Consider the following 25,079-nt stretch of genomic DNA (forward strand, 5'->3'; position numbering starts at 1 on the left):
TCAAGCTACTTTTCCAGCGTGAACTGGCAGACGTCGGTGTAGCCCTTGCGGAACAGGTCGGCGCAGCCGGTCAGATACTTCATGTAGCGGTCGTAAACCTCTTGCGATTGGATTGCGATCGCCGCGTCCTTGTTGGCCTCCAATGCCGCCGCCCAGGCGTCCAGGGTCCTCGCATAATGAGGCTGCAGTGATTGGATTCGGGTCACGTTGAACCCCGCCTCGGTGGCGTGCTCTTCCACGCTCGGGGTCGGGGGCAGCCAGCCGCCCGGGAAGATCTCGGTCATGATGAACTGGATAAAGTGCACGATTTCGGCCGTCAACAACGCGCCCCGTTGCTTGCGCTCCTTGAAGGTGGCCCGAACGATGCTGTGCAGCAACATAACGCCGTCGTCGGGAAGCACGTTGTAGCACATCTTGAAGAACTCTTCGTAGCGTTCATGGCCGAAGTGCTCGAACGCGCCGATCGACACGATCCGGTCGACGGGTTCGTCGAACTGCTCCCAGCCCTGCAGCCGCACCTGCGACCGCGGGCTATTTACCATATCGAGCATGTTCTGCACGTGGGCGAACTGATTCTTCGAGAGCGTGAGACCGATCACATTGACGTCATACTTTTCGATGGCGCGCATCATTGTTGAGCCCCAGCCACAGCCGACGTCCAGTAGCGTCATGCCGGGCTTCAAGCCGAGCTTGCCCAGCGCCAGGTCGATCTTTGCCAGCTGGGCCTCTTCCAGCGTCATCTCGGCACGCTCGAAGTACGCGCAGCTGTAGGTCTGCGAGCGGTCGAGGAACAGCCGGTAGAAGTCATCGGACAGGTCGTAGTGCTGCTGCACGTCTTCGAAGTGCGGCGTCAGCTGCTTGTTGGACATTGCGATAAGAGCCCTTCCCCTGCTTGGACCATCCCCGACGCTTCGCCGAATCGCATTATGACGGCTACACGTCTGGTTTGCCTAACGTAGCCTGGCAGACAGCCCCCCGCAGCCGGCCGGGCACCTCGTGTAAACCTTCCGGTCCACCATCGCGTCCATCGTCGGCCTGCTGCTAGCAGTTCCCCGATGTGGCGCTACTTAACCAGGGTGAATTGGCCGACATTTGAGATTCCTTTGCGGAAGAGGTTCGCGCAGCCGGTCAGATAGTGCATGTAGCGGGCGTAAGCCTCTTCAGACTGGATCGCGATTGCGCGTTCGCGATTGGCCGCTAAATTTGCTGCCCACATGTCCAAAGTCCGCACATAATGCGGCTGGAGCAATTGGATGTTCTCGACCGAGAAGCCCGCGTCCTGCGAACGGTCGACGATATCCTCTTTGCCCGGCATTTCGCCGCCCGGGAAAATCTCTTTGCGGAGAAATCGAAAGAACCGGAGATCACCCATTGTCAGCTGAATGCCATGCCGGTGCATATACCGTTGGGTATACGTAAATATGCTGTGCAAGAGCATCCGGCCGTCGTCGGGAAGCAGGTCGTAGGCACGCTGGAAGAACGCGGCATAACGGGCCTTCTTGAACGCGTCGAACGCCTCGATCGTGATGATCCGATCGACCTTCTCGTCAAACTCTTCCCAACCTTGCAGCCGCGCCTCGACATTGCGCTTCGTCGAAACGTTGGCCAGCTTGGCCTTGCTGCACTCATAGTGACTACGGCTCAGCGTGATGCCGATGACATTGACGTCGTACTTCTCGACCGCCCTTTCCAGCGCCGAACCCCAGCCACAGCCGATGTCGAGCAGTGTCATCCCTGGCTCGAGGTTCAGCTTGTCCAGCGCCAGATCCAATTTGGCCATCTGCGCCTCTTCCAGGGTCATGTCGTCTCGCTCGAAGTATGCGCAGGTGTATGTCATCGAGGGATCTAAGAATAACGAGAAGAAATCCTCCGAAATGTCGTAGGTCGATTGAGACTCTTCATAGAACGGTTTCAATTCAGTCATGCGACAGCTCCGCGACTACGGTGTTTCGAACGCCAAGTACCGTACAAGACGGTCCGACCTCCAACGCTGTGACCCTAGCCAATGAGACCCTGACTCGCTCGCCTGACGGTGGGCAAGGGCGGAGACCGGCAGATCCTGTCCACGCCGGCACCGCGGTGTGTTACACCTACCGTGCACCCAACCATTACACCTACCCTGCACCCCAACCGCGGTCACCAGGATTAGCGCCGGAGGGTCGACGGAGCGGACACGACATGTCATCTCTTAGACTCTTCACACATGACAGGAGTTTCCGTGTGTGACGTTGGGGGTTTGGGAACTCCGCCGAGGGCGGAAGACTACCTGGACGCGAATGGCCGCATCGTCCTGCCCGAGGACATCAACCTGATCACGTTTCTGGATCGCAGCGTTGCGCATTTTGGCGGTGCTGTCGCCTATCGCTACCTGGACTACACCCAACACGCTCAGGGCCAAGGAGCCGAGTTGACCTGGAGCGAGTTGGGCACCAGAACGCGAGCGATCGCTGCTCGCCTACAACAAGTGACTTCCCGTGGCGACCGCGTCGCAGTCCTGGCGCCGTCGGGTTTGGACTATGTGGTCGGCTTCTTCGCCGCGATCATGGCCGGCAACGTTGCGCTGCCGTTGTTCGCGCCTGAGCTGCCGGGCCATGCCGAACGTCTCAATGCGGTCCTCCACGATGCGGAGCCAGCGGTCTTCCTAACCACCGCCGCAGCCAGCGAAGCTGTCCAAACGTGTGTGCGAATGCTTCCGCGTACACGCAGACCGCGGGTGATTGCCATCGACAGCGTCCCTGACTCGGTGGGCGCCACCTTCGTGCCTACCCAACTCGGCAGTGATGACATCGCCTACCTTCAGTACACATCGGGCTCAACGCGAACCCCGACGGGTGTGGAGATCACCCACCGTGCTGCGGGCACGAACCTTCTTCAGATGATCCTGTCGATCCGTCTAGATGACGCGGACATCTCCGGTGTGAGCTGGTTGCCGCTCTACCATGACATGGGCCTCTTGATGATCGGTTTTCCCGCGTTGTACGGCGGACACCTCACCTTCATGTCGCCAATGGCGTTTGTCCGTCGACCGCAACGGTGGATTCATGCATTGTCAGCTGAGTCGCGACACGGCCGCGTTGTCTCACCGGCGCCTAACTTCGCGTTCGAACTGGTAACGCAACGCGGTCTTCCCACGGAAGCCGACGACATCGATTTGAGTGATGTCATCCTGATCAACGGCTCCGAGCCCGTCAACATCGAATCGATCACGAAATTCACTCAGACATTCGAGCCGTATGGGCTGCCGAAAACGGCGATCAAGCCTTCCTACGGCATGGCCGAGGCGACTCTCTTTGTTTCGACCATCGACCCCACTGCGGAGGCAACCGCTGTCTACCTCGACCGAGAGCAGTTGGGCGCCGGACACGCAGTCCGCGTCCCGCCGGGTGCGCCCAATGCCGTCGCACATGTTTCCTGCGGTCAGGTCGCACGCTGTCAGTGGGCCGTCATCGTGGACCCGGAGACCGAGGTGGAATTGCCCGATGGCGAGGTGGGCGAGATCTGGTTGCATGGCGACAACATCGGTCGCGGCTATTGGGCGCGCCCTGAGGAAACGCGGCAAGTATTCGGCAACAAGCTGCAGTCGCGCCTACCGGCCGGTAGCCGGGCCGACGGTGCGCCGATCGAGGGCACTTGGCTGCGAACGGGTGATCTCGGTGTATACCTCGACGGTGAGCTGTTCATTACGGGGCGCATCAAGGATTTGATCATCATCGATGGCCGTAACCACTATCCGCAGGACATCGAGGCAACCGCCGCCGCAGCGTCGTCGGCACTGCGAACCGGTTACATCGCCGCGTTCTCCGTGCCCGCTAATGAGATGCCGGAAGCCAATAGCCCAGACCGCAGCGAGAAGCTGGTCGTCGTTGCCGAGCGGGCGGCAGGTGCCGGGCGCGCCGACCCGCAACCGGTGGTGAACGCAATCCGGGCGGCAGTATCGCGCCAACATGGATTGCCGGTGTCAGATGTACGACTGCTGGCCGCAGGTACGATCCCGCGCACAACAAGCGGAAAGTTAGCCCGTCGCGCGTGCCGCGCTCAATACCTGAGCGGCAATTTGGGCGGGCGCGACTAGTCCGCGGTACGGTCACTTAGCTGCGTGCCGGCCCGCTCGGTCAATCCGAATGGACAGGTGCGAGTGTGACCAATCCGCGGTCAGCCGTCGCCGACCCTGATGACCTGCCCGGACGCCTTATCCCATTTAATCTGGGTGGAGTTCTCGCCCTGCTGGCCCATCAGTGTGGTGTAGGCCTCGAGGATGACCTCGCCCTCATCGTTGGTGCACGTGTTCTTGGTGACGACGATGTCGGCGCCGAACCGCTCGTCCACCGAGTGGATGTCCATCCGGGCATGCAGCCGGTCTCCGGCCCGGATCGGCTTGTAGTAGACGAACCGCTGGTCGACCTGCACGATCTGCATGGTCTCGATGCCGACGTCGACGTTGCGGAAGAAGTCCGCCTGGACCAGCTTGGCGAAGATGCTGCCGAACGTCAGCGGCGCGACGATGGCGGGGTGACCCAGTTCGGCGGCGGCTTCCTCGTCATAGCTGGCCGGGTCCTCGGCCTTGACGGCCCTGGCGTACTGGCGGATTTGTTCCCGACCCGCGACATAGCAGTCCGGGTACGTCCAGACCATCCCGCGGATGTCGGTCTTGAGCGCCATGGCTGATACCTGCCTACGCCAGCGGGGCCGTCGCGACGCCGCGGCCGAAGATCTTCTTGCCGTTCGTCGTCGCCGACAACGCCACCGTCACGGAGTCGCCGTCGCCCTCCTTGACCGAACTGAACTCACGCAATGGCATATCTCTAAAGGCCTCCTCTCAGTTTTCGGCGCTACGCCCCACAAGGGTGTGGCGATACGCCCCACAAGGGTGGTGGCCGATGCCCAGCCTTGACCGGCCGCATGAATTTCAACACCTAGTCGACCCGCACGACCTCCCGACCCAGCTTTCGAACTTACCTAGTCGTCCTGAACAACTGATCCCCGGCCCTACCGCGACTCGGCGGACGCAAGACGGCGGCCTACGTCACAAGAGATCGCGCTGATGCAGGAAGGCGTCGGCAACCAGGACGAGTCCGATGACCAGGAACAGAGTTCGCACCGTAGTTGGACCGAAGCGGGCGAGAACTCGCACGATGCTGCGCTGCAGTCGGCGCGCTCGGGTGGTTTGCCTGGTAGCTAGCGCCAGTACCAACAGGGGCGGCAGCAGCGCAATTGCACAGTAGGCGATGACGATTAGCGGCCATGCTCGCGGCAGCGGGTTGTGAGCGGAGAGCATAGCCAGCGCCGTCAGGTATGGGACTGCTGTGGGCGCCTGGCCCAGGCCTATCGCCATCCCGACGAACCCAAGCAGCCACGGCCGTCGTCGCATTATCGTTGCCGCCCAGGCCGGCGACGCCGATTGGGCGGCCATCGGCAAACATGCGAGGGCAATCAGCACCAACCCAACTGCGAGTTCCGCCCAGTAGCGGATAGTCGGTGTGACTTCAAAGTGGGCCAGTCTGGCCAGGACCTTGATCCCGAGTATCGTGCAGACGCCGAAGGTGGTGGTGACCGCGAAAACGCCGGCGACAAAACTTAGCCCACCCGGAAGCGGCGACCGGCGACTCAACCGGCTGTCATATACGACCGCGGTCGTTACTCCCACGTTCAAGACATTCAACGAGTCGAGGATGGCAAATCCCGTGAACGCCAGAAGGAGAGCAACCATGACTCTCACGAACGTACTGGGAAGACCCCATGGTCGCTCAGCACCGACAGGCGACCGACCAAACGGCGCGAGTGCGGCGGTGTGACGCGATGTCCGTGAAGAGGCACCGCGTCCACACCGGCCGGTGGGCGGCTGCGGTCAGGAACTTAATTGCAGCCCCAGCACGTACCCGCTGAAATTCGCCGGCACGGCGGGAATGGAGCCCTTGGTTCTAACGTCGCCCGCCGTCTGGCAATTCGTCGAATTGGCCGAGAGAACGCAGGACTGGGGCGCTTGGTTGACCTCCGCAGCCACGGTCGATGCGCCAACGATAGCCGCCGCGGCGGCGCCCGCCGCCACAATCGGTGTGATGTTCATTACTCCAATTCGCATCGGAGGCATCTCCTTTCGATACTGTCTTCGCCTTTGATCGGTTGAGCTGACGCGAATGCATCCGATCCGCTCCAACCCGACGATGACACAGCTCCGCTGAGGAAACGCTGAATGGCGTGAGTACCCCACTGCAGGTCCACTGGATTCTCTTGCGAACGCCCAGCATTCGGGCAAAGGAGGCGCTCGCGCTAGGCCTTGATCCCCAGGACACGCAGCGCGTTCTCCTTCAGGATCAGCGGCAGCACGCCCGGATCCATGTCGAGGGTGTCGAAGTCGCGGCGCCACCGGTCGAGCTGGATGTATGGAAAGTCGGTTCCGAACAACACCTTGGTGCGCAGCTGGCGGTTGGCGGCCCGCACCAGTTGCGGCGGGAAGTACTTGGGCGACCAGCCGGACAGGTCGATGAAGACGTTGGCCTTGTGCGTGGCGATCGAGATCTGCGAGTCGACCCATGGCACCGCGGGGTGCGCCATCACGACCGTCAACTCGGGGAAGTCGGCCGCGACGTCGTCGAGCAGCATCGGATCGGAGTAGCGCAACTTGATCCCGTAACCGCCCGGCAGGCCCGCGCCCATGCCGGTCTGCCCGGTGTGAAACAGCGCGGGCACACCGGCGTCGGCGATCGCCTGGTAGATCGGATAGAACCCGCGGTCGTTGGGCTCGAACGCCTGAATGCTCGGGTGGAACTTGAAGCCCCTGACGCCGTAGTCGTCGACCAGCGAGCGCACCCGGCGCACCGCCCGCTTGCCGGTCCACGGGTCAACGGTGCCGAACGGGATCAGGATGTCGTTGTTGCGTGCCGCACCCTCGACGAGGTCCTCCACCGAGTTGGGCGGGTACCCGAAGGCCGATTCGGCGTCGATCGTGAAAACGACGGCCGCCGTGTTGGCTTGCCGATACTGCTCAGCCAGCGCGTCGACGGTCGGGAAACGGTCCGGACCCAGTTTGAAGTACCGCTCGGTAGCGGCGTTCAGCTCGTCGTCGGCCGCCTTGTGTCCGTGGCTGTCGATTTCGACGTGGGTGTGGATGTCGATCGCGTCCACGCCATCGAAATCGATGCCGCACGTGTACTTCTGGCCCTGCATCAGTCGCACCTCGCGCACACCCGTCGCGCTGACACCCAACCCGCCCTACCGCGCGGCCTTGTCGGGTGCATAGCCCAGCGTGCTCTTGACCTCCAGGTACTCATCGAAGCCGAACTCGCTCCATTCGCGCCCGTTGCCACTCTTCTTGTAGCCGCCGAATGGCGCATTCACGTCGAAAGCATGGTTGATCGTCACCCAGCCCGCGCGGATCTTGCGGGCCACGGTGCGCGCCTTGTCGATGTCGGCCGCCGAGACATAGCCGGCCAGACCGTACTCGGTGTCATTGGCAATCTCGACGGCCTGATCGATGTCGTCATACCCGATGATGCACAGCACCGGTCCGAAGATTTCCTCGCGCGCGATCGTCATGTCGTTGGCGACGTCGGCAAAGACGGTGGGCTTGACGTAGTACCCGGTGTCCAGTCCTTCCGGCCGCCCCGGCCCGCCGGTCACCAGGGCTGCACCCTCGTCGATGCCCTTCTGGATGAAGCGCTGCACCTTGTCGAACTGTGCCCTCGAGGCCACCGGACCGAGCGCACGTTTGTTGTTGGGATCGCCTACTGCCAGCTGCTCGGCGGTATCGCGCGCCACCGTCATGGCTTCGTCCATGCGGGATTTCGGCACAATCATCCGAGACGGCGCGTTGCAGCTCTGCCCACTGTTCAACATCATGTTGACCACGCCGGCAGCGACGCTCTTCGCGAAGTCCGCGTCGTCGAGCACGATGTTTGGGTTCTTGCCGCCGAGCTCCTGCGTCACGCGCTTTACGGTCGGCGCGGCGTTCGTCGCGACCTCCACGCCGGCGCGTGTCGAACCAGTGAACGACACCATGTCGATGTCGGGGTGGCTCGCCAGCGCCACGCCGACGCCGGTGCCGTCGCCGTTGACCAGGTTGTATACCCCGGCCGGTACGCCCGCCGCATCCAAAATCTCGGTGAAGACCTGGGCCGAGTACGGCGCAACCTCGGAGGGCTTCAAGATCATCGTGCAGCCGGTCGCCAGCGCCGGGTACACCTTGACCGCGATCTGATTGAGCGGCCAGTTCCACGGCGTGATCAAGCCGCAGACGCCGACGGGCTCCTTGACCACCAGCGTCGCTCCGTGCGGCTCCTCGAACGCGAAGTTCTTCAGCACGTCGATCGCGGTCACCAAGTGGCCGAGTCCGAGATGCACCTGCGGCCCCGCGGCCAGTGCCGGCGGGGCTCCCATCTCCTCGGTCACCGCTTCGGCGAGGTCGCCGGCGCGGTTCTGGTATTCGGCGAGGATGGCCTGCAGCAGCTCCAGGCGCTGTTCCCGGCTGCTCTGTGACCAGCTCGCGAAGGCCCGGCGCGCCGCCGTGACGGCCAGGTCGACGTCGGCCGCCGAACCGAGCGAAATCTTGCCGGTGACTTGTTCGGTGGCGGGGTTCTCGACGTCGAACGGATTCGGCCGCACCGGGTCGACCCAGCGGCCGTCGATGTAGAACTTCAGATAGTCGCGCATGACGTCATCCTTCTCTAACTGCGCCCCTTCGGGCGAGACCCTCTAACTGCTCGCCTTCGGGCCAGACCCCAATTGAGGGCCCGCAGCGAGCTGACCGGCTTGCCCGGGCCGCCCTGACTATGCCAAGTCCAATACTTTGGATTGATTCCAAATTGTGACATGCTCGTTAAGCTGGGAATCTTTGTCTTGTATGGGCGAGGACATTCCCATGCAAGGTAGCCACTATGATAAATTGCATAATGGTCGGAAGGAGGCGACGATGTCGATCATCGAAGTCAACGTGGCCGGGTTTCAGTTCACCCGCTGTACGCCCGACGCGCCGGGAACCGAGAGTCCGGCCTGGCACATCACCAGGATCCACCACATTCCAAGGTTCCCTCTCCGGCGGCGGGCTCCCCGGTTACGGGTCGCCTGACGGCCGATGAAGGAGTCCACCATGCTGGCTGTGCATGACACGGCCCGGACCGCGCGGGTTTCGACGAAGACCAAGATGCTGATCAGCGCCTCGGAGGTGCTCCGCGAGCGGGGTGCGGCCGGGCTGACGATCGACGACGTGTTGAGCCGAAGCGGCGCCCCGCGGGGTTCGGTGTATCACCACTTCCCTGCGGGACGAAACCAGATTCTCGCCGAAGCGCTCCGGTACGCCGGCGACACGATCACCGCCAAGATCGAGGCGGCCGCCGACAAGGGCGGCATGGAACTGCTGCACCAGTTTGTCGAGTTCTGGGAACAATTGCTGCGTGACACCGACTTCACGGCCGGTTGTCCCGTGGTGGCCGCCGCCATCGGTTCCGCGCCGGACGAGCAGCAGTTGACCACCACCGCCGGCGAGATTTTCCGCGGCTGGCGCGAAGCGTTGACTCGCTCGTTCGTCAGCGAGGGTTTTCCGGCGAGGGAGGCGTCGTCCTTGGCGACCACCTCTATCGCCGCGGTCGAGGGTGCGGTCGTTCTCTGCCGGGCGACGCGTACGACGGAGCCGCTCCGCGAGGTTGCCGAACAGATCGAATTCCTTGTCCGAGCAAGGGAATTCGTAACCCGTCGCAGTTGAATCACCGCGCGGCCAGCGGGGCGGCGGACTATGCCGCCGGGGCGAAGACCGACCTGAACTTGCGTAGCGATTCCCGGATGTCGCCCTTGAGGGCCGCGGCAACAATCATTCCGATCGGCCCGAACAACGCAGGGCCGCCCAGGTGCACGTCGAAGGTGACCGTCGAGCCGCCGCCGCTCGGTTTGACCTTGCCGATCAGCTTGACCTTGACGCCGCCCACTCCATCGCCGTTGAGCGTCATCGCTTCCGGCGGCTTGTAATGCACCACCGTCCACTTGATGCGGTTGGGCATGCCCTTGACCTCGACGATGGACTCGACGACCGTGCCCTTGTCGATGGTCTCGGGCAGCTTGCTGCGCCACACTCGATGGATCGTCAGCCACTCCTTGTAGCGGGACAGATCAGAGGCGTGGTCCCATGCCACCTCCGGCGGCAGTGGAACATCGACGGAGACCGAAAGTTTGGCCATGGGTTAGGTCTTGGGATTGCCCTTGTCGACGGCCTTCTTCGCGGCGTCCTGCACCTTGTCGACCGTGTCCTTGTACTTACCCTCCGTCTTGGAGTCGACGATGTCACCGGCCTGGTCGATCGCGGTGTCCACCTTGTCTGCATTCTTCGACAGCAGGTCCTTGACCTTGTCAAGGAAGCCCATCGGTTTACCCCTTCGTCGGTTGGATCCCCGCTACGGTCGTAGCGCTCGTCATTTTTGTCGTTGCAGATTATCTCCACAAGCGGCGTGGTGTGCCGGCCACCCTGCCCGTTACCCACCGCGGCGCCGCCAGCGAAACCTTCTGCGCAAGAGGCTAACCAGTTAGCGGGTAAATGTTCCCAGCTTGTCCGCGTCGAAATACTCCAAGGTCAGCCGATTGCCAGCAAACGTGGCCTTGGATATCGTTCCCGGCGGGGCATTCTCGCTCACCAGCGTGAAGCTGAAGACGTCGCCGTCCCAGTGCGTGAGCGGAAACGTCTCCCGCGGACCGAGTGACAGCTGCAGCCCGCCGTCGCGTTCACTGATCCGCGCCGGGCCCCAGTAGTCGTTGGCGTAGGTGCCGACGTAGGCGTTCAACGGCTGCGCGGCGGCCGGGTTGGGCGGCGGTTGTTGACCCACAAGCGATCCGGTTGGCTTCTCCATCTTGGCGAAGATGTCGTGGTAGAGCGCGTACCAGTCCTCGCGGACCTGTCCGAACTGCACTAGATCGGCGAACTGTGCGGTCAGCGCCTCCGGCACACCCGACGGTGTCGCGTTGGTCAGCGCGATGATCGCCACGTCGGCCGACGGCAGAATCACGAAATTCGTTGCGGCGCCGAGTTCGAACGCACCGGAGTGGCTGAGCTCCATCCGCGCCGCCGACGTCGACGACACATTGAATCCGTAGCCGTAGAAGCCCGAGCGCATCGCGGGCTCGGTGGCCGGGCTGGCCACAATCTGTGGGATGACCGCCGGCAACAGCGCCTTGGTGTCCACGATCTGCCTACCCTGATAACTGCCGTTGGCCAGCATCATCGCCAGCCAATGCGTCATGTCGTTGATCGACGAGCTGGCTCCGCCCGCCGGCGTCTCCGGATCGGGATCGCGAACGTACAGCGGCTGGTAGCGCCCGTCAGCGTGAATGTGCCCGATGGCCCGGTTGGTCCGGGCTTGGTAGTCGGCGAACCGCGAACTGGTCGAGGTCATTCCCAGCGGCTGGTACAGCACCTGCTCGCTGAGGTCCTCCCACGGCTTGCCGGCGCCGACCGCCACCGCCTCGGCCCCGGCGGTCAACCCGAAATTGGTGTACGCGTACGAGATTCGGAACGGCTCCAGCGGCAACTGCTTGAGTCGTTCGAGCACATAACGTCGGTCGTATCCGAGATCCTCGAGCAGGTCGCCGGCATGGTCGGGAAGTCCGGAACGGTGCGCATACATGTCACCGACGGTCACCATCTGGGTCGCCGCCGGGTCTTTGAGCGCGAACCACGGCAGCTTGGACACCAGTGTCGTGTCCCAGCCGATCGCGTTCTGGCCGACCTGATGCGCCACCACGGTGGCGCCCAGCGGCTTGGACACCGACGCCAGCTGGAACACCGTGTCGGCATCGACCTTTTCCCGCGTGCGGACATCTTTGACGCCGAACCCCTTGGCGTAGACGGTCTTTCCGCCATGCACGACCGCGACGGCCATCCCCGGAATGCCGGACTTGTTCATCAGGTCATCCGCGATGCCGTCCAGCTTCGCGACGGCGTTGCCGACCGCGTTTTCCGGCAGCGGCATCGCCGGCACCAATGGCGGGGCGACGCCGGCGAGGCTAGGCGGGTGTTCCTGGGCCGTCGAGCCGCAACCGGCCAACGCCACGAGCGATAGCGCGATAGCGATCGGCGCAGCCTTCACGAGGTGCACGGTAGCCGCTCAGAGCCGCCACCACGGTCGCAAATCGGGCAGATTGGCAGGATCGACGCGTTCACCGGGTTTGGGCACCGCGACTTTGACGCCGGCCGGCTCGGCGGCCTCGAGCAGCCGCTCGATCGGCTCCGCCCATGGATGCGGTGCGAGCCGGAAGGTGCACCAGTGGATTGGCACCAACAGCCCGGAATCCGACATGTCCCGATGCGCCCTGACCGCTTCCTCGGGGTTCATGTGAATGTCCGGCCACGCCGTGTTGTAGGCGCCAACCGGCATCAGCGTCAGGTCGAACGGGCCATGCTCCGCACCGATTTCACCGAAGCTCTTGGTGTAGCCGGTGTCGCCGCCGAAGTAGGCCCGGTGCGTGGGTCCGGTCAGCACCCACGACGCCCACAGCGTGTTGTTGCGGGACAGGAAGCGCCCGGAAAAATGCCGCGCGGGCGTGCAGGTCAGGGTCAGCTCGTCGATGCGGTGGTCGTCGCCCCAATCGAGCTCGACGATCCGTTGGCCGGGGATGCCCCATTCGCGCAGGTGCGCGCCGACACCGAGCGGGACGATGAACGGCGCCCGTTGCGTACGTGCGAGGGCCTTGACGGTGTCGATGTCGAGGTGGTCGTAATGGTCGTGGCTGATCACCACGGCGTCGAGCGCCGGCAGGGCTTCCAACGGCGACGGCGGCGGATGCATCCGCTGCGGCCCGACCACGTCCGACGGTGAACAGCGCTCACTCCACACCGGATCGGTCAGCAACCGGTAGCCGTCGATATCGAGCAGCGCCGTCGAGTGGCCGTACCAGGTGACGGCCAGCGTGCCGGGCAGCGCTCCGGTCCCGCCGGTGGGCGGGGTCTCCAGCGGGATCGCCGCGGCCGGCTTGGTGGCGGCGCGGCCACCGGCGAACTCGCGCAGCAGCAGCCGCTGTTGCTCGCGGTCCATGTTCAGCGTGGAGGTCGGATCGATGTTGACGAACACGCCGTCGCGGTAGTTCGGCGAGCGTTCGGCGACCTGCCGGATGGCCAGCGGGCTGGCGCCCAGCGCGGCGGGTGCGCCGTGCAGCGCCCGCAGCACCCACCCACCGCCCAGCAGCGTGGCCGTCCCGAATCCGAGCCGCAGCGCTGCCCTCAACATTCAGGCGCCCTTGAACCGCGGCGGCCGCTTCTCGACGCGCGCGACCTGCGCCTCGATCACGTCCTGGCTCGACCACGCCCTGTCGAACAGCTCCTTGTGGACCGGACGTTGCTCCTCGTACGCGCCGTCGTCGTTGAGCACGCGCTTGGCGTGTAGCAGCGCGAGCGGCGCCAGGCCGGCGATCTCTGCCGCCCAGGCCTGCGCGTCGACCAGCGTGCCGATCCGGTTGGCCATGCCGGTCTGCAGAGCCACCTCGGCGGTGAGCTTCTCGGCGGCCAGCAGCATGCCCCGCGCCCGGCCGTAGCCGGCCAGTGACGACAGCCGACGGATACTCCAATTGTCAAGGGCAAGACCGTATTTCGAGGTGGGGAATTGGAAGAAGGCGTCGGGTGCGACGACGCGCAGGTCGCAGATCATCGCCAGCTGAAGACCCGCGCCGATCGCCGGCCCGTTGATCGCGCCGATCACCGGCATCGGGGCGTCGTCGATGGTCTTGTGCAGCGCGATGAGGCGGTCGGGGTAGTCGGCGGCGAACGCGTCGCCGCTTAGATCCGCGCCGGCACAGAACACGCTGCCCTGCCCGGTCAGCACGATCGCACGGATGTCCTCAGCGGCGGCCTTCACGACCGCCGCCCGCAGCCCGTCGACGAGCTCGGAGTTCAGCGCGTTGCGGCGTTCGGGCCGTTGCAGCTCGAGCGTCGTCACGTGGTCGACGCGGGTCACACCGATCATGGGGCCACCCTATCGAGCGGCGGCCGCGCGGCGAACGTGACGCCAGAGTCACACCCGCGACCGGACGTGGCGCTGGTGTCACGTTCGGCGCCGCAAATGCTGGCTACTCTCGTCCAGTGAGCCGGATCCGGGCATCCGAATTGCGCGACGCGGTGCTCGACGCCGGGTCGTTCGTCGGCTGGGACACCACGCCCGTCGATGTGGCCGTCGATCCCGGCTACGCCCGTGAGCTGGCCGAGGCGCGGGCGGCCACCGGTTTGGACGAGTCGGTGGTGACCGGTGAGGGCCGGGTCAACGGGCGGCGGGTCGCGGTTATCGCGTGCGAGTTCGACTTCCTTGCCGGCTCGATCGGCGTGGCCGCCGCCGAACGGATCACCACCGCCGTCGAGCGGGCCACCGCTCTACGGCTACCGCTGCTGGCCTCGCCGTGTTCGGGCGGTACCCGGATGCAGGAGGGCACGATCGCGTTCCTGCAAATGGTCAAGATCGCCGCGGCGGTCGAGCTGCACAAGAGGGCCCACCTGCCCTATCTGGTGTACCTGCGGCATCCCACCACTGGCGGAGTGTTCGCATCGTGGGGTTCGCTCGGCCACGTCACGATCGCCGAGCCGGGGGCGCTCGTGGGCTTCCTCGGTCCGCGGGTGTACGAGCAGCTTTACGGCGAGCCGTTTCCGCGCGGCATTCAGACCGCCGAGAACCTGCAGCGCCACGGCGTCATCGACGGCGTCATCCCGCTCAAGTGGCTGCGCCGCACGCTGGAACGGGCGTTGAAGGTGCTGGCCGACCCGCCGGGGCCGGCCCCGCCGCCGCTGGAACCCGAGCCGCTGCCCGACGTGCCCGCATGGGATTCGGTCGTGGCGTCGCGACGGCTCGACCGGCCGGGCGTCGGGCACCTGTTGCGGCACGGCGCGACCGAGCGGGTGCTGCTGTCCGGCACCGGCGAGGGCGAGGCGGCGACCACGCTGTTAACGTTGGCCCGGTTCGGCCGCCAGCCGGCGATCGTGCTTGGGCAGCAACGCGTGGTCGGCGGCCTCGTCGGCCCAGCGGCGCTGCGGGAGGCCCGCCGGGGCATGGCCCTGGCCGCCGGACTGCAGCGACCGCTTGTGCTGATCATCGACACCGCCGGGCCCGCGTTGTCGGCCGAGGCGGAACAGGGCGGCCTGGCCGGGGAGATCGCGCGTTGCCTGGCCGACCTCGTCACGCTGGACACGCCAACCGTCTCGGTGCTGCTCGGTCAGGGCAGCGGCGGCCCGGCGCTGGCGATGGTGCCCGCCGACCGGGTGCTGGCCGCGCTGCACGGCTGGCTGGCGCCGCTGCCGCCGGAAGGCGCCAGCGCGATCGTCTACCACGACACCGCCCACGCCCCGGAACTGGCCGCGGCACAGGGCATTCGATCCTCGGAGCTGCTGAGCGCGGGTATCGTCGACGTGATCGTGGCCGAGTACCCCGACGCCGCCGACGAACCGATCGAATTCGCCAAGCGGCTGTCGCGCGCGATCGCCGGCGAGTTGCACCGGCTCACGCAGATACCGGGCCGGCGCCGGTACGCCGATCGGTTGAACCGGTACCGGCGTATCGGACTGCCGGGCTGACGCGATTTGGTGGCATGCTGGCCCTTGTGGGGTCTGTGCTTCATTTCGCCGGAGATTTCTGGTGGCTGATCTTCCCGCTCGGCGGCATGATCGGCGGCGGGCTTAGGGCGGTCGCGGCCGCCAATGAACGACGCGCCGAGCGCCGGCTCGAGCGCTATCGCCTCAAGCAACAGGCCAAGATCGCAGCCGCCGAGGCGTCGGGGCGCGCGCGCAACAACGAAGCGGCATATCGGCGCGAGATGACGCGAGTCCTCGAGGAGCACAACCGAACCGACGCCCGCTGGCTTGACTACGAGTTCGACATCGCCAAGCTGCTCGATTTCCCGATGATGACCGACATGCGTGACCCGCTGACGGTCGGATTCCATCGCGCCAAGCACCACGCCGACCTGCTGCGGCCGGACAAGATCGACGACATCGTCGGCGACCGTGATGCCCAGCTCGAATACCGCGACGCGGTCCACGACTACGTCAGCGCCTTCGAGGTCGCCGAGGCCGAGGCGCATCGTCGGCGCCGCAGCGACTTTTCGTCCGAGGATCAGCAGCGCATCGCGCGGGCCCAGCATCTGCTGCGCCTTGCGACGGACAGCGGCGCCACCCCGCAGGAGCGCGAGAACGCATACGGCAAGGCGCAGAAGGAACTCGACGGTCTGATCGTGCTGCCCGCACGCACACGAGCCAGCATCGAGCGCAGGATCGCCGGCGAAATCGAGGCCTAAGCGCCGAGCTCCGACACCGCGGTGTCGAGCGCCGCGGCTTGCTCTTCCAGTTCACGCTCGGAGGGCTCGGCGCTGCCCAACCGGTCGAAGAGCTCGTCGCGGGTCGCGACCTGTAGCGCTCCCCGGAATTCATCGGAGTCCAGCAGGCCGGACGGCACCACCTCGGTGCGGCCCTGGACCAACACCAGCACCGCGTCGGGCTCGTCGGCGGCCAGCAGCCTGCGTACATCATCAGCCGTGATGATCATGACCTAACTATGCCCGTTGCCGCGGCTCGCAGACTAGACACCGAAATAGCGCATTCAGGACGACGATCGGACGTGTGACAAAGCCGACGACCGACGACTGGCTGCAACTGGCAGAAGCGGCATGCAATGCCATGGCGACCGCCGACGAATTCGGAGCGGCGCACACAAAGTGGCGGTCGGCCGGTGCCGTGTCGGCACTGTTGGCGCGCTAACCCGCGCGAGGACCGGGACAAACTCAGGCCAGCGACTCCGCCCATGCCCGGTGCAGCCCGGCGTATCGGCCACCGCTTCGCCGGACCAGTTCATCGGGCGGCCCGTCCTCGACGATCCGGCCATGCTCGAGAACCAGTACGCGGTCCGCGATTTGCACGGTGGATAGTCGGTGGGCGATCACCAACGCGGTGCGGTCGGCCAGCACGGTTTCCAGCGCCCGCTGAACCATGCGCTCGCTGGGGATGTCGAGCGATGATGTGGCCTCGTCGAGAATCAGCACGGCCGGGTCCGCAAGAAACGCCCGGGCGAACGCGACCAGCTGCCGCTGTCCGGCCGACAGCCTGCCACCCCGCTTGGCCACATCGGTGTTGTAGCCGTCGGGCAGCGACTCGATGAACCGATCCGCCCCCACGGCGATCGCGGCCGCGCGGACCTCGGCATCGGTGGCGTCCGGGCGGCCGAACCGGATGTTGTCGGCGACCGTGCCGTTGAACATGAAGTTCTCCTGCGTCACCATCACGACGTGCCGGCGTAGGTCGCTTTGGGCGAAGTCACGCAGGTCGACGCCGTCGAGGGTGATCACGCCAGAGGTCGGGTCGTAGAACCGCGCAATGAGTTTGGCGATGGTGGTCTTGCCCGCTCCGGTGGTGCCCACGAGCGCGACGGTCTGACCCGCCGGAACGCCGAACGTCAGCGCGGGCAACACCACCCGACTAGGCACATATCCGAACCACACGTCGTCGAATGCGATGTCGCCCTTCACCGATGGCAGCTTCGCCGGCACCGCCGGGTCCTTGATGCCCGGCCGCTCGCCGAGCACGCCGGCGAGCTTCTCCAGCGCCGAGGCCGCCGACTGAAAAGTGTTGAAGAACTGCGAGATCTCCTGCATCGGCTCAAAGAACATCCGCAGATATAGCAGGAACGCCGCCAGTGTGCCGATCGTCATCTCGCCGTGCAGCACCCGGTATCCGCCGTACAGCAGGACAACCCCGGTGGTGATGTTGCCGACCAGCTTCACGCCGGGCATGAAGATCGCGAGCAGCCGGAACGTCTTCTCGTTGATCTCCCGGTAGCGATCCGCAACGTCTTCGAAGATTTCCTGGTTGCGCGGCTCACGCCGATACGCCTGCACCGCCTTGATGCCGGTCATCGTTTCAACGAACTGCACGATGACAAGGGCGGCGCTCTCGCGCACCTTGCGATAGGTCTTCGACGATTCGTTGCGGAACCACCAGACCAGGACCACCAGGATCGGAAAGGCGGCCAGGCACATCAGCCCCAACCGGAAATCAAGCGCGACAAGCAGTATCGCCGTTCCGGCCAGCGTCAGCACGGCGGTGATGAGGCTGTCGAAGCCGGTCTCGAGCATGTCCTGGATCGCATCGACGTCGTTGGTCGACCGGCTCACCACCCGCCCAGAGGTGTATCGGTCGTGGAACGCGATGTCGAGCCGCTGAAAGTGCCGAAAGAGCCGGCGCCGCAACTCGAGTAGCACCTTCTGGCCGATCCGGCCGGACCGCCGCAGGAATAACAGCCGGCTGGCGGCCTGGATCAACACGACGCCGCAAAGGGTGACGACGATGACCATCAACTGATGCGCCGAGCCGCCGTCCAGTATCGGGGGTACGCCACGGTCAATGCCCCGCTGCACCAATAACGGAACCGAAAGGCGCGCAAAGTTTTCCACCACCACTACCATCGCCAACACGGCGAGGGTGAGGCGGTACGGCCGCAGCAGCGAGCCGAGCAGACCGCGTGACCGCGGCGCGTGCGGCGGCGCCTCGTCGGTCGGCGGCTCGGCCCCCGCACTGTCCTCCTCGAGACGGCCCCGCCAGCGGTCGAAGTCGTCTTCGGGGTGCTCGGCCGGCCGGCGGGTACCTTCCGCTTGCGGAGGCGTGTCGGTTGCGGTCACCGGCGCTCACCTTCCGAGGAGATTAAATAACGGTCGCGGCACGCCGAGTCGGTGGCCTCCAGCTCGTCGTGGGTCCGGTCCAGTCGATTCCGGTTCTCGTCGTCCTGCCAGGCGCAACTGCGCTCCGACTTGTCATCGAGTTCGTCATCGGCGGCAAGCAGATAGCGGTATTGCGGTACCCGCGCGAGCAGCTCGGCGTGCGTGCCGAGGTGGGTGATGGTCCCGTTCTCCAACAGCGCCACCTTGTCGGCGAGCAGCACGGTGGAGGCACGGTGCGCGACGACGATGCCGGTGACCGAATGCAGGACGCGGCGCAGCGCCTCCTCGACCACCGCCTCGGTGTGCACATCCAGCGCCGAAAGCGTGTCGTCGAGGACCAGGATCCTCGGCGCGGCGAGGATCGCCCGGGCCAGCGACAGCCGCTGGCGCTGACCGCCGGATAGGCTCATGCCCTGCTCGCCGATGCGGGTGTCCAGACCGAACGGAAGGTCGTAGACGAACTGCGCCGCTGCGATCTCGATGGCCTGGGCCAACTGCGCATCGGTGGCGTCTGGTCGGCCTAGCCGCAGGTTTTCCGCCACCGACATCGAAAACAACGTCGGGTCCTCGAACGCGGTGGCTACCGCCTGCCGCAGCGCGGGCAGCGACAGCTCCCGAATGTCTTGGCCGTCGATGCGGATCTCACCCTCGGTGACGTCGTAGAGTCGTGAAAGCAGGGTGGCCAGTACCGATTTGCCGGAGCCCGTCGAGCCGACCAGGGCCAGGGTCTGGCCGGGCTCGACGCTGACGGTGACGTGGCGCAGTGCCCAAGGGCCGTCGGGCGGTGTGTCGGGGAAGCGAAAGCCGACATCGAGGAGTTCCAGTCGGCCGCCGCGTGGCGCCTCGGCCTGTGGGCCGTCGGTGATTTCCCGTGGTGCGTCGAAGATCTCGGCGATCCGGTTGGCCGCCGTCATCGACTCCTGAGTCATCGACAGCAGAAAGCCCAGCGACGCGATGGGCCAGACCAGCGACAGCATCATTGTGATGAAGGCGACGAGCGTACCCATCGTGACGAAGCCGTGGCCCGCGGCGTATGCACCGAATCCGAGAACGACGATGAGCGTGAGGTTCGGGATGACCTCCAACAGCGTCCAGAACTTCGCCGACACCGATACCTTGCCGACCTGGGTGTCGTACAGGCGGGTGAGCTGTTCATCGAAGCGGTCGTACGAATACCTCTCGCGGCCGAATGATTTCACGACGCGCACGCCCAGTGCAGCTTCCTCGACGTGGGTCGCGACCTGCCCGGACTGGTCTTGGGCCTGCCGCGACAGTTGGGTGTATTCCTGCTGGAAATGCAGCACTGTGGCGGTGATGGGCACGATCGACACCAGCACGACAACACCGAGCGGCCAGTACATCGCCAACAGGATGGCCGTCACCACCGTGATCTGAACGATGTTGAGCACCAGGAAAACCAGGCCGAACGACGTGAAGCGGCGAATGGTCGACAGGTCGTTCATCACCCGCGACAGCAGCTGCCCGGACTCCCACTGCCCATGAAACGACATCGGCAGCATCTGCAGGCGGGCGTACAGGTCTTTGCGGATGTCGGCCTCGACGCCCATCGTCGCGCGGGCAACCAGCCATCGACGGATGAACCAGAGCACCGCCTCAGAGACACCGACACCGGTAGCCGCCGCCCCGAGCAACCACAGTCCCCGTTGGTCCTGGTGCCGGACAGGCCCGTCGATCACCGCCTTGGTCATCAGCGGGATCGCCACGGTGGCCACCAGGCTGGCGAGCGCGACCGCAATCATGGCGATCCAACGCACCCGGTATGGCATCAGGTAGGGCAGCAGCCGCCACAGATCGGAACCGGCTCTCCTGCGCGCGGGCCGCGCCGCGATCGCCGGCGCAGAGCGCAGCGTGTCAACATTCAATTCACTCAAGGCGTTCCCAATTATCCCCAGGGCGACAACTCATTTAACGGCGCACCGAGACTCTCATGCCCCTACGACATCCACCGCGGTGCCGCGCCGGATCTCGTGCGTATAGCGCTCGACGACCGTTTCAATACCCATAACTTTCACCGTAAAACCTCAACAATGGATGAGGTCAACCGCTTCCCGGACTGGTCGTCGCCGCACCGGGCCGGCGTTTAGACCACGCCGAAATAGCCGATCAATCCCGCAGCGGCGACCACTATCAGCGGATTCGTCTTGGTGAACAGGAAGATCGCCGTGCACGCCGCGGTGACCAGGTATGCCCGCCAGTCGTGGTCGGCCGCCCGGCTCATGACCAGCGAGGTGGCCAGTATGAGCCCGACCGTCAGCGGCGCGAAGCCCTTCTCGACCGCGTAGCGCAGCCGAGACTTCTGCGCCTTCTGCCAGAAGAGCGTGACGACGTACATCAATGTCGCCGCCGGGGTGACCATCGCGATGGTGGCGATGACGGCCCCGATAACCGCCCCTGGCAGTCCTCCCGCCGACAGCCCGGCGCCGTAACCAACCAGTGTGACGATGAGGATGCTCGGCCCGGGCGCGGTCTGTGAAATGGAAAATATGTCCGCGAATTGCGAGTCGGTCAGCCAGTGGTGCCCTCTGACCGCCTGCAAATGCATTTCGGGCAGAATGGCATTCCCGCCGCCGATCGAGAGTAACGACAGCGAAGCGAACATGGCCACCAGTTGCAGATAAGTACTCATGCCGTTTGCTTTTTCGGCCACGCCCAGATCAGGGTGAGCGGGGCAAGGATCGCCAGAGTCTCGATGAGCGGCAACCGCAAGAGGCCGTTCAAGATGAATGCCGCGGTAAAGAACAGCACCGGAAAAACCCCGGTCAGGCACTTCTGGCCGGTCTTGACGACCATCGCCAACGTCAGTGCCACTGCGGCCGCGGAAGCGCCATGCAGAATGCCCTTCACCGCGGGCACTTCTTTGAAACGGAAATAAAAGTAGCCCGTTACCAACATGAAGGCGACGGGAATAAAGCACAGACCGAACAACGCCGCGGCCGCGCCCGGGATGCCGTTCAGCTTAGCGCCGACAAACACCGCCATGTTCACTTGATTGGCGCCGGGCAGGATTCGGCACATCGTCATCGCGCTGAGGAACTCTTCCTCGCCCATCCATTGTTTCTCGACGACCAGCACCTCTCGGGACCATGCCGAAAGACCGCCACCGAATGAAGCGAGTGCTATGTGGTTGAACGTCCACGCCAGATTGAAGAGCGATACCTTCTCGCGCGCCGGTTCGATCTCACTCATGCATGAGGTCTTTGTCGTGCGGAAAGTCGTCCTCCGTGTGCTGCGACGGATCGAGCGGGTCGGGAGCATCGTAGTGATGAGACAGATCCCAATCGTATTCGAAAACTTGCTTCAACCGCCCGACGACAGCTGGATCGGTTATCGTGATACCCAATTCACGACGCAAATCGAAAGCGCTGCGGTCGATATTCATCGATCCGACCAACGCCCGCTCGTTGTCGACAATAAGGAGCTTTGCGTGGACCCTGAAGTTCTTCTGTTTATGTACCTTGACGCCGAAACGTTGCAACGTTCGTAGCGATGAGAATGTGTCAAGCACATCCCAATCGCTGATGCCGTGTCGGCCGCCACACAAAACGTGTACCTTGACGCCACGATCGGCGGCGGCCACAACGCGATCGAGAATGACGGCGTCGACGTACTTGGGGTGCTGGATATCGAGTCGATGTTGGGCCAGATCGATGAACTGAGCCATGTGATAACGCGAATTTGTATTGCTCCATAGCAGCCCTTCATAAGCCGTGCAGGTCCAGTCGCGATGTTCCCAATCCGCATCGAACACTTCGACTATCTGCGCCACGTGGTATGGGTCATGCGTGACGATGCCGTAGTCGCGAGTAAGCGTGAAGTATTTGGTGCAGAGATTGAAGGTCGCGACGAGTGCAGCTTTTTCGTCGGCCACAATGGATTTTTCGTGCGTCACGTAGAACTTCGGATTGGACCACTGGACGTCTATCCCAGCCGCCTTGAAGGTCTCATATGTCTCGTCATTGGCGCGGTCGCCGCCGGATCGTTGCTGGTTGAGCATCACACGCACGTCGACGCCGGCGTTCTTTCGGTCGACGACGGCCCGTATCAGGCTTTCGTCGGTGAATGTGAATTGTTTGATCCGCAGCGAAGTTTCCGCCGAGTCAATAAATTCGCGGACCGGTTCCGAGCCGTCGTCCGGCTCAACAATCAAACGAGGCGTGAATGGAAGCACAAGTTTGGAATGTAGCACCGCGACAATAGCGTCGCTTTGCTATCTCGCGAATTCGCGGCATGCGGTCGACGGGACGGGGGGCGCCGACCAGGCACGCCGGCGAGCGCCATCCCGCACCTATCCCGCCGATGGCCGTTCTTCAGGCAAGATTGCGTGCATGGACAGTGGTTCTAGCTCACCGCGCGTGCTGGTGGTCGACGATGATGCCGACGTGCTGGCCTCGTTGGAACGAGGACTGCGGCTGTCCGGGTTCGACGTGTCGACGGCCGTCGACGGCGCCGAGGCACTGCGCAGCGCGACCGAAACGCGCCCCGATGCGATTGTGCTCGACATCAATATGCCGGTGCTCGACGGTGTCAGTGTCGTCACCGCACTGCGGGCGATGGACAACGACGTCCCGGTATGCGTGCTCTCGGCCCGCAGCTCGGTCGACGACCGCGTCGCCGGGCTCGAAGCGGGCGCCGACGACTACCTGGTCAAGCCGTTCGTGCTGGCCGAGCTCGTCGCACGGGTGCGGGCACTGCTGCGCCGGCGCGGCTCTACGGCGACGTTCTCGTCGGAGACGATCACGGTCGGTCCGCTCGAGGTCGACATCCCAGGTCGGCGGGCCCGCGTCAACGGCGTCGACGTGGACTTGACCAAACGCGAATTCGACCTGCTCGCCGTGCTGGCGGAGCACAAGACCGCGGTGCTGTCGCGCGCGCAGCTCCTCGAGTTGGTGTGGGGCTACGACTTCGCCGCCGACACCAATGTCGTCGACGTGTTCATCGGCTACCTGCGCCGCAAGCTGGAGGCCGGCGGCGCGCCCCGTCTGCTGCACACCGTCCGCGGAGTGGGATTCGTCCTTCGGACCCAGTAATGGACCGGTTGTCGCGCGTCTTCCGTCGCACCCCCTCTCTGCGGACCCGAGTAGCGTTCGCCACCGCGATCGGCGCGGCGATCGTCGTGCTGATCGTCGGCACCATCGTCTGGATCGGCATCACCAACGACCGTCGGGAGCGGTTGGACCGCCGGCTCGACGAGGCCGCCGGCTTCGCGATCCCGTTCATCCCGCGCGGCCTCGGCGAGATACCCCGGTCACCGAATGATCAGGACGCGCTGATCACGGTGCGCAAGGGCGGCCAGGTCACGTCGAACTCGACCGTCATACTGCCCGAGCTGCCGGCCGGGTACGCCGACACCGATGTCAATGGCGTTCGCTACCGGGTGCGCACCGTCGACATCCGGGTGCCGGAGCCAATGTCGGTGGCCGTTGGCGCCACGTACGACGCCACCATCGCCGACACCAACAACCTCCACCGCCGGGTCATCCTCATCTGCCTGTTCGCGATCGGCGCGGCAGCGGTGCTCGGCTGGGTCCTGGCCGCGTTCGCGGTGCGGCCACTAAAACGCCTTGCCGCACAAGCGCGATCGATCGATGCCGACGACGAAGCGCCGGACGTCGAGATTCGCGGCGCCACCGAGGCCGTCGAAATCGCCGACGCCGTCAAGGGCATGCTGCAGCGCATCTGGAAGGAGCAAGATCGCACCAAGGCCGCGCTGGCGTCGGCGCGTGACTTCGCGTCGGTGTCTGCGCACGAACTTCGCACGCCGCTCACGGCGATGCGCACCAACCTTGAGGTGCTGGCCACCCTCGACCTCGCCGACGAGCAACGCAAGGAGGTCGTCAACGACGTGATCCGCACGCAATCTCGGATCGAGTCCACGCTTGGCGCGCTGGAGCGGCTCGCCCAGGGCGAGCTGTCCACGTCCGACGACCATGTGCCGGTCGACATCACCGAGCTGCTCGACCGCGCGGCCCACGACGCGATGCGCGTGTACCCGGACCTGGAGGTGTCGCTGATCCCGTCGCCGACGGTGATCATCGTCGGGCTGCCCGCGGGACTGCGGCTGGCGGTGGACAACGCGATCGCCAACGCGGTCAAGCACGGCGGCGCCACCCGGGTGCAGCTGTCGGCGGTCAGCTCCCGCGCCGGCGTGGAGATCGCCGTCGACGACAACGGCACCGGGGTGCCCGAGGAAGAGCGCACGCTCGTCTTCGATCGGTTCTCGCGCGGGTCCACGGCGTCGCACTCCGGCTCGGGCCTGGGGCTGGCGCTGGTGGCCCAGCAGGCCGAGTTGCACCGCGGCACCGCGTCGCTCGAGGACAGCCCGCTCGGGGGCGCGCGGCTACTGCTGCGACTGCCCGGCCCGCCGCCCCGCGACGACTGGCTGATGTAACGGCGTCGGCGGCTTT

Annotated in this window: 26 protein-coding genes and 1 pseudogene; 8 read left to right on the forward strand and 19 right to left on the reverse strand. The window is 64.9% G+C overall.

From position 1 onward, the window contains the following. Positions 1 to 5: 5 nt before the first annotated feature. Both VE759_RS00800 and VE759_RS00805 read right to left on the reverse strand, forming a co-directional pair. The gene (locus VE759_RS00800; RefSeq protein WP_324927320.1) at positions 6 to 869 is read right to left on the reverse strand and encodes a cyclopropane mycolic acid synthase family methyltransferase; all 864 of its coding nucleotides are present in this window, start codon (positions 867 to 869) and stop codon (positions 6 to 8) included. Between the two features lie 194 nt (positions 870 to 1,063). After that, complete coding sequence (locus VE759_RS00805) at positions 1,064 to 1,924, reverse strand: cyclopropane mycolic acid synthase family methyltransferase (RefSeq protein ID WP_324927322.1); 861 nt, start codon at positions 1,922 to 1,924, stop codon at positions 1,064 to 1,066. 279 nt (positions 1,925 to 2,203) lie between these two features. Here VE759_RS00805 and VE759_RS00810 point away from each other — a divergent pair, with 279 nt between their 5' ends. Next, a complete protein-coding gene (locus VE759_RS00810) occupies positions 2,204 to 4,072 on the forward strand; it encodes a fatty acyl-AMP ligase (protein WP_324927324.1) in 1,869 nt (622 codons plus the stop codon). 80 nt (positions 4,073 to 4,152) lie between these two features. On the opposite strand, the gene hadC is transcribed toward VE759_RS00810, so the two are convergent. From hadC to VE759_RS00840, 6 genes and pseudogenes are all read right to left on the reverse strand, one after another. Then, on the reverse strand, positions 4,153 to 4,659 hold the full coding sequence (gene hadC, locus VE759_RS00815; protein ID WP_324927326.1) for a (3R)-hydroxyacyl-ACP dehydratase subunit HadC: 507 nt from the start codon (positions 4,657 to 4,659) through the stop codon (positions 4,153 to 4,155). Between the two features lie 13 nt (positions 4,660 to 4,672). Further along, positions 4,673 to 4,768, reverse strand: a pseudogene (locus VE759_RS00820) (3-hydroxyacyl-ACP dehydratase); the annotation flags it as partial. A gap of 255 nt (positions 4,769 to 5,023) precedes the next feature. After that, on the reverse strand, positions 5,024 to 5,707 hold the full coding sequence (locus VE759_RS00825; RefSeq protein WP_324927328.1) for a GAP family protein: 684 nt from the start codon (positions 5,705 to 5,707) through the stop codon (positions 5,024 to 5,026). A gap of 138 nt (positions 5,708 to 5,845) precedes the next feature. Continuing rightward, entirely contained in the window at positions 5,846 to 6,064 is a 219-nt protein-coding gene (locus VE759_RS00830) for a hypothetical protein (protein WP_324927330.1), read from the reverse strand. A 203-nt stretch (positions 6,065 to 6,267) separates the two neighbouring features. After that, positions 6,268 to 7,164, reverse strand: a complete 897-nt coding sequence (locus VE759_RS00835; RefSeq protein WP_324927331.1) for an amidohydrolase family protein — start codon at positions 7,162 to 7,164, stop codon at positions 6,268 to 6,270. A gap of 45 nt (positions 7,165 to 7,209) precedes the next feature. Then, positions 7,210 to 8,646, reverse strand: a complete 1,437-nt coding sequence (locus VE759_RS00840) for an aldehyde dehydrogenase family protein (RefSeq protein ID WP_324927333.1) — start codon at positions 8,644 to 8,646, stop codon at positions 7,210 to 7,212. A 259-nt stretch (positions 8,647 to 8,905) separates the two neighbouring features. On the opposite strand from VE759_RS00840, the gene VE759_RS00845 reads away from it, so the two are divergent. Together VE759_RS00845 and VE759_RS00850 are read left to right on the forward strand one after the other, a co-directional pair. Further along, the gene (locus VE759_RS00845) at positions 8,906 to 9,061 is read left to right on the forward strand and encodes a hypothetical protein (RefSeq protein ID WP_324927335.1); all 156 of its coding nucleotides are present in this window, start codon (positions 8,906 to 8,908) and stop codon (positions 9,059 to 9,061) included. Positions 9,062 to 9,082: 21 nt separating this feature from the next. After that, entirely contained in the window at positions 9,083 to 9,694 is a 612-nt protein-coding gene (locus VE759_RS00850) for a TetR/AcrR family transcriptional regulator (RefSeq protein ID WP_324927337.1), read from the forward strand. Between the two features lie 28 nt (positions 9,695 to 9,722). Here the strand turns inward: VE759_RS00850 and VE759_RS00855 are convergent, their stop codons facing one another. The 5 genes from VE759_RS00855 to VE759_RS00875 form a co-directional block, all read right to left on the reverse strand. After that, positions 9,723 to 10,163, reverse strand: a complete 441-nt coding sequence (locus VE759_RS00855) for a type II toxin-antitoxin system Rv0910 family toxin (protein ID WP_324927338.1) — start codon at positions 10,161 to 10,163, stop codon at positions 9,723 to 9,725. A gap of 3 nt (positions 10,164 to 10,166) precedes the next feature. Continuing rightward, the gene (locus VE759_RS00860; RefSeq protein WP_324927340.1) at positions 10,167 to 10,346 is read right to left on the reverse strand and encodes an antitoxin; all 180 of its coding nucleotides are present in this window, start codon (positions 10,344 to 10,346) and stop codon (positions 10,167 to 10,169) included. A 159-nt stretch (positions 10,347 to 10,505) separates the two neighbouring features. Then, positions 10,506 to 12,062, reverse strand: coding sequence for a serine hydrolase (locus VE759_RS00865; protein ID WP_414687803.1), 1,557 nt, complete (start codon positions 12,060 to 12,062; stop codon positions 10,506 to 10,508). A gap of 18 nt (positions 12,063 to 12,080) precedes the next feature. Next, positions 12,081 to 13,199 carry an MBL fold metallo-hydrolase gene (locus VE759_RS00870; protein WP_324927343.1) on the reverse strand — a complete coding sequence of 373 codons (1,119 nt, stop codon included), beginning with the start codon at positions 13,197 to 13,199 and terminating at the stop codon, positions 12,081 to 12,083. Continuing rightward, entirely contained in the window at positions 13,200 to 13,931 is a 732-nt protein-coding gene (locus VE759_RS00875; RefSeq protein ID WP_324927344.1) for an enoyl-CoA hydratase, read from the reverse strand. A 116-nt stretch (positions 13,932 to 14,047) separates the two neighbouring features. On the opposite strand from VE759_RS00875, the gene VE759_RS00880 reads away from it, so the two are divergent. Next, on the forward strand, positions 14,048 to 15,523 hold the full coding sequence (locus tag VE759_RS00880; RefSeq protein WP_324927346.1) for a carboxyl transferase domain-containing protein: 1,476 nt from the start codon (positions 14,048 to 14,050) through the stop codon (positions 15,521 to 15,523). Positions 15,524 to 15,549: 26 nt separating this feature from the next. After that, on the forward strand, positions 15,550 to 16,242 hold the full coding sequence (locus VE759_RS00885; RefSeq protein WP_414687804.1) for a hypothetical protein: 693 nt from the start codon (positions 15,550 to 15,552) through the stop codon (positions 16,240 to 16,242). On the opposite strand, the gene VE759_RS00890 is transcribed toward VE759_RS00885, so the two are convergent. Next, on the reverse strand, positions 16,239 to 16,490 hold the full coding sequence (locus VE759_RS00890) for a hypothetical protein (protein ID WP_324927348.1): 252 nt from the start codon (positions 16,488 to 16,490) through the stop codon (positions 16,239 to 16,241). The genes VE759_RS00885 and VE759_RS00890 overlap by 4 nt on opposite strands. Positions 16,491 to 16,564: 74 nt before the next feature. Between VE759_RS00890 and VE759_RS00895 the strand changes: the two genes are divergently transcribed. Next, on the forward strand, positions 16,565 to 16,702 hold the full coding sequence (locus VE759_RS00895; protein ID WP_324927350.1) for a hypothetical protein: 138 nt from the start codon (positions 16,565 to 16,567) through the stop codon (positions 16,700 to 16,702). A gap of 23 nt (positions 16,703 to 16,725) precedes the next feature. Here the strand turns inward: VE759_RS00895 and VE759_RS00900 are convergent, their stop codons facing one another. From VE759_RS00900 to VE759_RS00920, 5 genes are all read right to left on the reverse strand, one after another. After that, positions 16,726 to 18,615 carry an ABC transporter ATP-binding protein gene (locus tag VE759_RS00900; RefSeq protein WP_324927352.1) on the reverse strand — a complete coding sequence of 630 codons (1,890 nt, stop codon included), beginning with the start codon at positions 18,613 to 18,615 and terminating at the stop codon, positions 16,726 to 16,728. Next, the gene (locus VE759_RS00905) at positions 18,612 to 20,546 is read right to left on the reverse strand and encodes an ABC transporter ATP-binding protein (protein ID WP_324927354.1); all 1,935 of its coding nucleotides are present in this window, start codon (positions 20,544 to 20,546) and stop codon (positions 18,612 to 18,614) included. Before VE759_RS00905 ends, VE759_RS00900 begins: the two co-directional genes overlap by 4 nt. Before the next feature lie 209 nt (positions 20,547 to 20,755). Continuing rightward, the gene (locus VE759_RS00910) at positions 20,756 to 21,301 is read right to left on the reverse strand and encodes a chromate transporter (protein ID WP_324927355.1); all 546 of its coding nucleotides are present in this window, start codon (positions 21,299 to 21,301) and stop codon (positions 20,756 to 20,758) included. Next, positions 21,298 to 21,861 (reverse strand): chromate transporter, encoded by a 564-nt coding sequence (locus tag VE759_RS00915; RefSeq protein ID WP_324927357.1) that lies wholly within the window; start codon positions 21,859 to 21,861, stop codon positions 21,298 to 21,300. The genes VE759_RS00910 and VE759_RS00915 overlap by 4 nt, the downstream gene beginning before the upstream one ends. Beyond that, a complete protein-coding gene (locus VE759_RS00920) occupies positions 21,854 to 22,843 on the reverse strand; it encodes a phospholipase D-like domain-containing protein (protein ID WP_324927359.1) in 990 nt (329 codons plus the stop codon). Before VE759_RS00920 ends, VE759_RS00915 begins: the two co-directional genes overlap by 8 nt. Positions 22,844 to 22,991: 148 nt before the next feature. Between VE759_RS00920 and prrA the strand changes: the two genes are divergently transcribed. Further along, the gene (gene prrA / locus VE759_RS00925; RefSeq protein ID WP_324927407.1) at positions 22,992 to 23,702 is read left to right on the forward strand and encodes a two-component system response regulator PrrA; all 711 of its coding nucleotides are present in this window, start codon (positions 22,992 to 22,994) and stop codon (positions 23,700 to 23,702) included. Beyond that, positions 23,702 to 25,063, forward strand: a complete 1,362-nt coding sequence (locus tag VE759_RS00930; RefSeq protein ID WP_324927361.1) for a HAMP domain-containing sensor histidine kinase — start codon at positions 23,702 to 23,704, stop codon at positions 25,061 to 25,063. The genes prrA and VE759_RS00930 overlap by 1 nt, the downstream gene beginning before the upstream one ends. Positions 25,064 to 25,079 lie beyond the last annotated feature (16 nt).

Source organism: Mycobacterium sp. (genome assembly GCF_035640695.1).
Classification (GTDB): Bacteria; Actinomycetota; Actinomycetes; order Mycobacteriales; family Mycobacteriaceae; genus Mycobacterium.